The organism is Hyphomonas oceanitis SCH89, assembly GCF_000685295.1.
GTDB classification, from domain to species: domain Bacteria; phylum Pseudomonadota; class Alphaproteobacteria; order Caulobacterales; family Hyphomonadaceae; genus Hyphomonas; species Hyphomonas oceanitis.
Window position 1 is genome coordinate 1 of the sequence record NZ_ARYL01000059.1, and the last position, 9,900, is coordinate 9,900.

Consider the following 9,900-nt stretch of genomic DNA (forward strand, 5'->3'; position numbering starts at 1 on the left):
CCTCCAGCAATGGTCGGGCCGCGGCGTCGGACCGGATGAGCGCCTTCATGGCCTGCATGTCGAAACGGTCCGCCTCGCCGGTATCGACGCTCCGGCCCTGGTCCCAGACCTGGCCTGCAAGCGCTTCGAAATCATAGCCTGTCGGCGAGTGACCGAGCCGGCTCATCTGTCCTGCAACGGCGTGTCGCAGGTGGTCGACCTCTGCGCCTGTCAGGACATTCCTCAGGCAAATGACACCATCCCGGTTGAAAGCCGACTGCTCGGCGTCGCTCATCCTGCCGCGCATGCTGGGGCTCATGCGACCTTGCCCCGCCGGGCCTCTGACCGTGCCGCACCATTTGCCGCGACGATCGCTTCGGCATTGCGATAGCGGTCAAGCTGGCGGTCGAACGTCGCCTCGTCGATGGTCGACACGGCAGGTATCCAGGCCCAGTTGTCCCCTTCCCGCTTCGGAAGACCGAGGGGCTCGGTTTGCCAGACCCGCTGGACAAGGTTGAAGAATTTCTGGTGTGTCAGCCAGCTGAGCCGGGATATGTGATTGTCCAGGCAATAGGCTGTCAGACCGAGACCGAGGCGGCACCGGACGCGGAAAGCGTCGACCGGATCGGTTGCCAGGGACCGGTCCGTCACGAACCGGGAGCACTCCCAGACATCGCGGCCGACCGGATAGGGCTGGAGATCGCAATAGTCGGCAAAGAGTTCGCTCAGCATATGCGGCCCGACGGTCGGGTTGAGTCGAGACGTGCCGGCAACCTCGCCTGCGGCCGTCAGGGCGATGACGTAGACAGTGTCGGCGGTATCGAACGGGTCCTTGTCATAGCCCGGTTCGATGTCCGGTATGTCCCACCCCCATTCGCCGACCACGATGCGGTAGCGCATCTTGTGCATCTCATCGATGAGGTCTGAATACTGATGGCAGTTGTCCGGTGTGATGATCTTGAACATGCGCTCTACTCCTCCTTGGGCATGAGGAGCATGTCGCGGATGCGGGTGCGGGTAATGTCCCCTTTAGGGGACTGGTCAGGGCAGAATCTGGTGGCGGGCGATAGCGCTAGCGACCAGGTGCGCCCGGTTCACGGCATCAAGCTTGTCCCGTGCCCGCCGCAATGTCTTTTTGACCGTGTCCTCCTGGATCCCCAGGATATGGGCAATCTCCCAATTGGACTTGCCGGCGGCTGCGAACTGGACGCATTCGGTCTCGCGGGGCGTGAGTTCGGCAACTTTCTGATAAGGAAAGGGACCCAGCATCGCTTCGAGATGATAATAGGCAACCTGGCAGACGATTTCGAGTTCCGCGATCTCGGTCGGTGACAGGTCAGGCTTGACGCCGCCGCCCAGCGAGACACCCCCCGATACGCTCTCGAGGGCATGCATGGGAAACATCATGCCATGGGTGATGCCGTAATCATGCACCATGTCGACGGTGCGCCGGCCAGCCCGCGTGGCATGGGCGCGCGCTTCGGCCCAGCTGAAAGGCCGTTTCGAACGCACGGCGCAGAAGGCAATCGGATCGTGAAGGATGGCAGCCCTGGTGCGCCTGGCCGCCTTGAGTTCCTCAGGCCAGTTGGAGAGGTAAAGTATATCCTTCAGCGGAACATTCATCGGATTGACGAGCTGGCCGAGGAATATTTTCTCGAAGCCATAGGCTTCAATGAAGACGGCAAGGGCTTCGATCGTCTCGGCACTCGTCACGGTCGCCGAAATCAGGCGGATGGCATGGAGGACGGCAGACCCGTTATAATCATGCATGGACATCTTTCCTGTTCAGGAAACCGCTTCTGGCTGACCCTTCCGGCACGTCGCGGGCATGGGTATGGCTTGCCCGTACTGCCTTCAGATTCCTCTTTAATATTGCATCATTTTCCTACTTATGGTTTAACTCGTGTGTATTCAAATGTACATGTTTTTTACGCGTCCGCGGGAATGGACGCGGGGTGACGCGAGAGCCTTAACGCAGGATTCCCGGAGCTCGGCGCTTGATCCGATCGCGTCACGCTTCTGCATCCGAATACGATTGCGACCCCATACGGCACGAGAGGACAGAGTGTTCCCTGCAAGAGTCCATGATCCGGAATTGTCCCGTGCCTGCTGGCGGTACGAGATGCGACGAGAGGCAGCTGAATCGGCGTTCCCATGCCGCAGGATGCGCGCCTCCCGTTTCTGGCCTGCCCCGCAAGACCTCCCATGAAGCCCGGCATCTCCCAATCCTTGCCGGCCGATCAATACCCGCCCGGGTCCTGGCAGTATTACCTGCGGGCGGGTCAGAAATGCCTTGCGGCCGGGCGATCTGAGGCCGCCCTGCCCCCTTTGCTGGCGGCGAACCGCCTTCGCCCCGGGCACGCCCCTGTCCAGCAATCGCTCGGCGCGGCCTTCCTGCGCACCGGCGCGCCCTCCACGGACGCGGCCTGGCCCTGCATGCCCTCATGGACCGGCCAGCGGCCCTCGCCGCCTTTCGCCAGAGCGTCGACTGCCATCCCGATGCCTGGCAGTCATGGGGATCCCTTGCCGACATCACACCGGATGAGGATGAGCGGATTGGCGCAATCCAGTGCGCGGCTGATGCGCTCCTGCGCCTATGCGGCAGCGGGCAAAACCGTCCGCGTAATTTTGCAGACTGCGCAAAGGCCCTGCTCGATGCCCGGCGCGGCCCCGAAGCGGTCGCTCTCATTCGCCGCAATGCCGCGAAGTTCGAGGACGCGGGGGCAGTCCATGACCAGTTGGCCCGTGCCTTCTACGAGACCGGTAACTATCGCGCGGCGCTCAAGTCCAAGCAGTCTGCCCTGTCTCTCGGGCAGCATGACTTTTCCGCCAGCCCATCGCCGCCCGCGTTCAGCCCTGTCGCAGCGGCGCGCGCCCTTTGCGGGATCGCGGAGATCCTGGACGCCGCAGGCCTCCGATATTTTCTGGCGGCCGGAACATTGCTGGGAGTCCACCGCAGCGGCGCGCCGCTGGTCCACGACCGGGATATCGATGTCGGCGTCCTTGCCGACGAGAGTGGCGGACCGGACCTCGCCCGCGTCATCCGCGAACATCCGGACCTCCTGCTTGATCGACGGGCCCGTCCGGGCGACCGCTATTTCGCCCTGACGTTCCAGGCCATTGCCGTCGACATATTCCTCTATGAGCCGTGCGATGGCGGCCTTCAGTGCGGGCTCGGCCGGCTTTCCGGAGACGTGGCCTGGCGTTTCACATCCTTCGATGTCAGGACGGCTGATTTTCAGGGACGGCAATGGCCCATCCCGGATGATCCGGAGCGCTACCTCACCGAGACATATGGACCCCGCTGGCGGACGCCGGATACGGGGTTTGCCTCGGTTCTCAGTTCGCCGGCGCTCTTTGAGGTCGATCCTTATGTACGGGCCTATTATGCGCTGTCACGCGCACACACATGCAGGCTGACGGGTGACCCGGCAAAGGCCCGCGCCCTCTTGCGACAATCACCTGTCCACCTTGACCTTCCCGGCCAGTACGAGGCTTTCCCTTCCACGGACAATGACGCGGAGGACGCATGATCTGAGCGCGCCAGACTGCCTGTGAGAGAGGGATTCTAAGTCACGCCGCGCAAAGCGCGATCGGCGGCAGTGGTGCTTTGCTATCTATTTGTTTTATATATCTTTTTTAATATTGTCACCGTTGACTCTACTTTAGATAGGGTGCATTTTCTACGTGTCGTCCGGCCAGCGACACACCCTCAAACCAAAAGGAGTCAATGCCATGAATACGCAGACAGACGACCATCTTGACGATGATGCATTCGAGCCGATCGAATTGGGATCGGTGTCGGAAGAGACCCGGGGCGGTTTCAACCAGGGCGCCGAATTCGCCGTGGGGCCGAACTCGCGGCTCATCCCGATCGGCTGACAGGAAGGGGGACTTCGGTCCCCCTTTTTCGGCGCGGCGCAAAACCGGACACCTCGCCGGGCAGCAGGAACCCTCTGGTGGAGACCCGCCCATGCAGGACGACTATCTGTTTCGCAACGGCATTCACGCCTGCGCTGTCGGCGGCGACTATGTCCTCCTCGATACCGCGCTTGATCGCTATCTTTACCTTTCAGGCTCACAAGCCGCGTGGTTTTCGGATATCGCCGCGGCGCCAAAGACGGGAATGTCCGGCCTCGCCGGTCAGTTTGCCGAGCGGCTCTGTGACAAACATGTCCTCACCCGGAGCAAGGATCTGGGACAGCCCATCCATCTGACCCCACCCTGTGGCGTGCACGCCTCTATCTACGATCTTGACATCGGCCAGGGCCATGCCCCTTCCCTCAGGCATCTCGCGACCCTCGTGGCGCTTCGGGCAGCCTGGGGTCTTGCGCGACGGGTCCGTGGCGGGCGCCTCGCGGCCACGCTGACAGCAGCCCAACAGTGGAAACAGACGGCTCGCGCGAAAGCGTCCGGCTCTGACGCGCGCGCAATCGATCTCGCCCGCAGCTTTCATGCCCTCACACCCTATTGCGTCAGCATACACGATGCCTGCTTCCTTCGGAGCATGCTCCTCCTGCAGTTCCTGGCGCATTACGGGGTCGATGCCGACTGGATTTTCGGCGTTCGCCTGTCACCCTTCGCGGCCCATTGCTGGGTGTCGCGCAATGGTATCGTCCTCAACGAGGAGCGGGATACCTGCGCCGACTATCAGACGCTCATGGTGATCTGAGAGGTTTGCAAGCCCTTGCCGTCCTGTCTTGCCCTCATCTGGGATCCAGCCGATCCGGACGCAGCCGCCGCCGCCAGCGACATTGACCGTTGCGTTCGTCGCGGCGCGCCGGAAGCCGCCCGCCACGCTGTCAGCGCCGGATGCGTGCTCCACGATCTTACCTCGGGTACAACCGGGCGTCATGTCCTGTCCATTCCAGCCGGCGAGGTCTCTGGCGCCGTGTTCGGAAGACTGTTTCGCCGCGCCTGCGCGCGCATCCCCGTCCCGCCCCTGGCCATCCTTGACCAGGAGGCAGGCAGGCGGATTGCCAGCTCCCGCGGCGCGAGCCTGATGACGGACTATTGGGGCGCATACCTGGCCTTCCTGGCCTGCAGTGACGGCACGGTCGTGCTGACCGAGCCGACCTCTTCCATTCCGTGTTTCTACTGCCAGACACGGGGCGTCACCCTCGTCTTCTCCCATCTCGAAGTCTGCCCGCTGCCTGACTGGATCCGCTTCGACCCGGACCTGGATTTCATCGCGAACCTTCTGGCCTATGACAAGATCCAGCCGGGCCAATCCGGCCTCAGGGGGGTCCGTGAGCTGGCCGGCGGATGCCGGTTACATGTATCTGGCGGCCGGGTGCGGAAAGAAGCGCTCTGGGATCCGAGACAGGTCGCACGGAACGCACTGGAGCCCGCGCCGGAGGAGGCCGCAGCATGCCTGCGCGAGACGACGTCCTGTGTCGTTCGGACCTGGGGCCAGGCGTGTCCGCATCTCGCGCTAAACCTGTCGGGCGGTCTCGACTCCGCAATCGTCGCCGCCTGCCTGATGCAGGAACCTGGCGCGCTGGACATGCGCGCCGTGCATTTCATCCTGCGAGGCGGCGATCCACCGGAAGCCGCACAGGCAAGAGCGGTCGCCCGCGATCTCGGGATTGAGCTCGCGGAATGCCTGATTGATCCTGCCGACCCGCTACCGCCCCCTGACTGTCACCCGCTCTCAGCTAGGCCCTTCCGGGAATTCCTGGGGCGACGCGCGGATGCCGAACGTCGACAGGCCCTTGGCCTGGCAGGCCGCACTGTCTTCACGGGACAAGGGGGCGACCACCTGTTTCTCGAAACCCGCGACCCGCTCATCTTCGCCGACTATCTGCGCCGCCACGGGCCTGGCCGGCGGGCGGCGCATGAACTCCTGGCCGCAGCCCGCCTGTCTGGCGAATCGGTCTGGCACGTGCTCGCAGAAAGCCTTTCACACCTGGTTGCAGGACCGCGTGAGACCGCCGCGATCCGCAGCATCAGGGAGCGCCAGACAGGGCTCAACCGGCTGACCCACGAGCGGCTCGATGCTTCCGATCTCCTGCCTGTCTGGGCATGCGTTCCTGAAGGCTTGCCCCCGGCCAAGTTCGCCCAGGTCTCCGGCCTCGCGCACATGATCCAGATACGCGAGAGCCTCGCCCTGCCCGGCACGGACGAGACCGTCCACCCCCTGATATCCCAGCCGCTGGTCGAACTCTGCCTGCAACTGCCCGCCTATCTCCTCTGCCATGGAGGTCGCGGGCGGGGTCTGGTCCGGCAAGCCTTTGCCGGACGCCTTCCTGACCAGATACGCCTGCGCCGATCGAAAGGCGATGCTTCCCGCTTCTATATTGAGCAGCTGAAGGCAAACCGGGATTTGCTCTCAGACACGCTGATGAACGGCGCCCTTGTCGCGAACGGACTGATTGACCGTGCCGACGTCGAAGCGGCTTTGCGGCCGGGTTCCTATGGGGTCGACACATTCGGCCGCATGATCCTCGTTTGTTATGTCATCGAGGCGTGGCTCAGCCGCTGGACGCGCCGGCAAACCGCTCCGTGAAGTCCCTGTCGCCAAGCCTGAGGCGGCTCAGTGCGACCGGTCCGGTTCCGCCTGCGAGACGGCCACGCCGCTTTCGGCGAGGAACGCATCGATCCGCATCCACAGGTCCCTGATATTGGCCGGCGAAGAAGGCCCGTGGCCCTCGCCCCAATAGCGTACGTAGCGTGCGTCCTTGCCCGCCCGATAGAGCGCGCCAAACATTTCATCATACTGGGCCATGCCGAAATAATCGAAATCCGAATGGACGAGCAGAACCGGTGCGGTGACCCGGTCTGCGCGCGCGACGGGGCTCGTGCGCGCATAACGCTCGGGATCGGCGAGTGCCGTGACCCCGAATCCGAACGGGCAATCATGACTGGGCCCCTCGCGGGCACATTCGTAGCGCCAGCGGTTGTCACCCCCATTCTGATCCAGGTGAAAATAGCGCATCAATCCCCGCGCCCCGAAATAGTGGCTGAAATAGTCTGCCCAGCCATTGATCGATATGACGGCTGCAAACCGGTCCGACTGGGTGGCGCCAACCAGCGACGCGATGCCGCCCTGGCTCATGCCGAAAAGGACGATCCGGTCCGGATCGGCAGGACCCGTATCTGCAAGCGCGTCTACGGTCTGGCCAAGCAGGTCGCCCAGCCCGCCGAGCGGATCGTCCGGTGTCCTTGCAAGATCGAGGGGAATTGAGGGCAGGACATAGATGAACCCGCGCGAGGTCCAGAGCTCCGGAACGACGGCGCCCGGTGCTGGATAATCCGTGTACGTGCGACAGTTCCCGCCAATCCCGATCGGATAGACTTCCATCAGGACAGGATAGCGTTTGGCAGGATCATAACCGGGCGGCAGGAGCAGGCAGGCTGTCACGGGCCGGGGCGGCGCCGCGCCCTGGGGATCGTGAAGCGCGTAGGAAATTGTCCGCGTCCCCGGCGAATGCACCGCATTCAGGTGTGCGTTGATCCGGGCCAGTTCGGTGGAGACTGAGTCTTTGCCGATCAGCAGTAGACGCGTCGCGCCACCCTCCTTTACCGTGACGACCGCCGCTTGCGCCCGCGCTGACGCCGCGAGGACATGAGCGGCTGGCCTGTTCAGGGCAAAGTGACGCCAGGAGGCCGAGCCAGGCCGGATACTACCAAACCAGATCCCGGTATCTCCGGTGCCGGATTCGCTTTGCGCCAGTATCAGGTCCCCGCTGTTGTCCTCACCGATCCGCGGCGCTGTGGGCGTGAAATCCACGAACCGGGCATCGGCCGGATTGGCCGCATCGGCAACCGGACCCGAAAACCGGGCCCCCTCCTGCATCAGACGCGCAGGATCACCATCGGCGGTCAGCCGGTACATTGCGCCGTCCGCCATGAGCGTGATGCCGCTGCGGTCGACAGTGAGAAGATCACCGGACGGCTCATCCAGCCCAGCCGACAGGTTGAGCGGTGCGGCACCGCCCCGCAACAGGTACCAGTCCTGCCGCACGTCCCCGACCGGCCTGGCAAGAACAGCGAGGCCCGATTCCAGGAGGGCGGCACGGGCCGGACCCGGCCACCATTTGAAATCCGGATCCTGCCTTCTGTTGGTAAGGGCCAGACCGGCATGGCTGAGCGGGTGCGCATTGAGTGTTGCGGTATCGACAATGTAAAACCGCCCGTCCTCCGGCTTTTCGTCCTGGTCCCAGCCAAAAACGGCAAAGCGTTCCGGCGTTTCCAACCAGGTCAGGGAGCCCGGATCCACGTTGAATGGCTGCCCCGCCTGCCTTACCGCACCGCGCGTCCGGTCGATCAGGCTCAGCGCGTAGTGCCTGTCGAAAATCGGGTGGGTTTCGCTTGCAATCGGGCGCGCGTCCGCCGGGGGCCGCTCGCGCTCGGCGACGCGCGCCGCCAGCAGGAACCGGCCGTCCGACGAGGCCCGCACGCCTGTGTAGCGTCCCGCCGCGAGGATCGCCACCCGGCCGGTCCGTATGCTGAATTCGACCAGGTCGCCTGCGGCCCAGTCTGCCGAACGGTCGCGGCCCGTGCTGATAGCTTCGGACGCAGTCGCCCCGTGGCCCGACCATGCCCTGTTCCACGCCTGCCAGAGAAAGGTACCGGTTGCGGCACGATTTCGCATTTCCGAACCCGGAAGCACGTCATCGCGAACCGGCATCACGAACGTGTCCTCCGATGTCCAGACCAGATGCGCATTCCAGTCCTCTGCCCTGACATACCGGTCCCGGATGTCCGGCATGGGATCGAACCGGACGCAGCTGGCCTCGCCGGTGCGGCACGCCACCAGCCGGAAGCGGCCGCTTTTGTGCTCGAGGACGACAACATGCGTGCTGCCGGGCGAGAAGCCCATCAGGAAACTGGTGGCGCCCGGATCGAGACCTGGCTGCAGGGAGGGCGCGGCGCCATTGTCCATCGCCTTGACCCAGAGCTGGTGTCCGCTGAGGCCATAGGCCCGCATCCAGTAGGAATAATCCGAAAGCCGGGCGTAAGGCGGCACCAGGTTATAGGCCAGCCAGCGCCCATCCGGGGAAAATTGCGCTGCGCCGATACCTTCCGTAGCGAGGACATCCTCCAGCCTGAGATTGTGGCGCTGGACAGGCGCGGGATCTGCGCGCAAAGCCCCTGCCCCTCCGATCAGGCTCACGGCGATCGCGGCGATGAGAACACTCCAGGGCCGGAGCCGGCCGCCGCGTTGCTGCCGAATTCTGGGGCGCGGCGGCCGGTGATATCGCGACAGGACCGGGACGCGCATCTAGAAGGTCTTGCGCAGTTCGAGCGCGACAAACCGCCCGAGCGGCGAGGCATTGGCGGGGTCGAACCCGGTAATGGTAAAGCCTGTCAGGGGCGGCGTCCGGGGCGGCATCTTGTCGAACAGGTTCGTGACCGACAGGCTGAGCGCGCTGCCGCTGAGCCAGCCCGGCGTTGACGGTTCGAAGGCCCATGACAATGACAGGTCGACAGTCGTCCAGGAATCGATCCGGCTCGCCGCAGCGGTCTTGTCGGTCGCATAGCTGTCGACATAGTTGAGGAAGAGCGAACTGGTGAGATTGCCGCGCGCAAGGGCCACCTGTCCCCGCATCTGAAGGTCGACCGGATAATAGAGCGTGTTGAGGGTTTCCACAGCAGGCGTCGTATCGGACGCGCGCTGCACGAAATCGAGGATATAGTTGCCATTGAGCGAGGCAGACAGGTGGCCGGCATCCGTGTCCGTCTCGTAAGACACTTGCAGGTCGAGTCCGCTTGTCTCTGTCGAGGCCAGATTGCGGGTCAGGGATACATTGTTGATGAAGCCGATATTTTCCAACGCCGTCGCACCGCCCGCGAAGATTACCGGACGGCTGAGGGAGTCAATCACGGCCGCAATTTGAGACTCGCTCGGGAAGAAGACAACCGTCCCTTCCGGGAACAGGCCTGAATCGGCGAAGGCGAATCCCGGCGCATAATTCG

General features: G+C 63.8%; 9 protein-coding genes. 4 read left to right on the forward strand and 5 right to left on the reverse strand.

Annotation, left to right across the window (positions count from 1 at the left end):
* The 3 genes from HOC_RS19300 to HOC_RS22605 all read right to left on the reverse strand — a co-directional run.
* Positions 1-286: phytanoyl-CoA dioxygenase family protein (locus HOC_RS19300; protein ID WP_156950556.1), on the reverse strand; the 286-nt coding region annotated here is incomplete at its 3' end.
* Positions 287-294: 8 nt separating this feature from the next.
* Positions 295-945 (reverse strand): acyl-homoserine-lactone synthase, encoded by a 651-nt coding sequence (locus tag HOC_RS21590; protein WP_051625130.1) that lies wholly within the window; start codon positions 943-945, stop codon positions 295-297.
* Positions 946-1,020: 75 nt separating this feature from the next.
* Positions 1,021-1,749: a helix-turn-helix transcriptional regulator gene (locus tag HOC_RS22605; protein WP_051625131.1), complete on the reverse strand. Its 729-nt coding sequence runs from the start codon at positions 1,747-1,749 to the stop codon at positions 1,021-1,023.
* A 674-nt stretch (positions 1,750-2,423) separates the two neighbouring features.
* On the opposite strand from HOC_RS22605, the gene HOC_RS19315 reads away from it, so the two are divergent.
* From HOC_RS19315 to HOC_RS19325, 4 genes are all read left to right on the forward strand, one after another.
* Positions 2,424-3,512: a LicD family protein gene (locus HOC_RS19315; RefSeq protein WP_035541646.1), complete on the forward strand. Its 1,089-nt coding sequence runs from the start codon at positions 2,424-2,426 to the stop codon at positions 3,510-3,512.
* A gap of 202 nt (positions 3,513-3,714) precedes the next feature.
* Positions 3,715-3,861, forward strand: coding sequence for a hypothetical protein (locus HOC_RS22450; RefSeq protein WP_162174905.1), 147 nt, complete (start codon positions 3,715-3,717; stop codon positions 3,859-3,861).
* A gap of 91 nt (positions 3,862-3,952) precedes the next feature.
* Entirely contained in the window at positions 3,953-4,651 is a 699-nt protein-coding gene (locus HOC_RS19320; RefSeq protein ID WP_035541649.1) for a lasso peptide biosynthesis B2 protein, read from the forward strand.
* A 15-nt stretch (positions 4,652-4,666) separates the two neighbouring features.
* Positions 4,667-6,487 carry an asparagine synthase-related protein gene (locus HOC_RS19325; RefSeq protein ID WP_035541650.1) on the forward strand — a complete coding sequence of 607 codons (1,821 nt, stop codon included), beginning with the start codon at positions 4,667-4,669 and terminating at the stop codon, positions 6,485-6,487.
* A gap of 27 nt (positions 6,488-6,514) precedes the next feature.
* Here HOC_RS19325 and HOC_RS19330 read toward each other — a convergent pair whose 3' ends face one another.
* Together HOC_RS19330 and HOC_RS19335 are read right to left on the reverse strand one after the other, a co-directional pair.
* Positions 6,515-9,070, reverse strand: a complete 2,556-nt coding sequence (locus HOC_RS19330) for an alpha/beta hydrolase family protein (RefSeq protein WP_162174906.1) — start codon at positions 9,068-9,070, stop codon at positions 6,515-6,517.
* A 135-nt stretch (positions 9,071-9,205) separates the two neighbouring features.
* The coding region (locus HOC_RS19335; protein ID WP_035541655.1) for a TonB-dependent receptor domain-containing protein at positions 9,206-9,900 on the reverse strand (695 nt) is incomplete at its 5' end.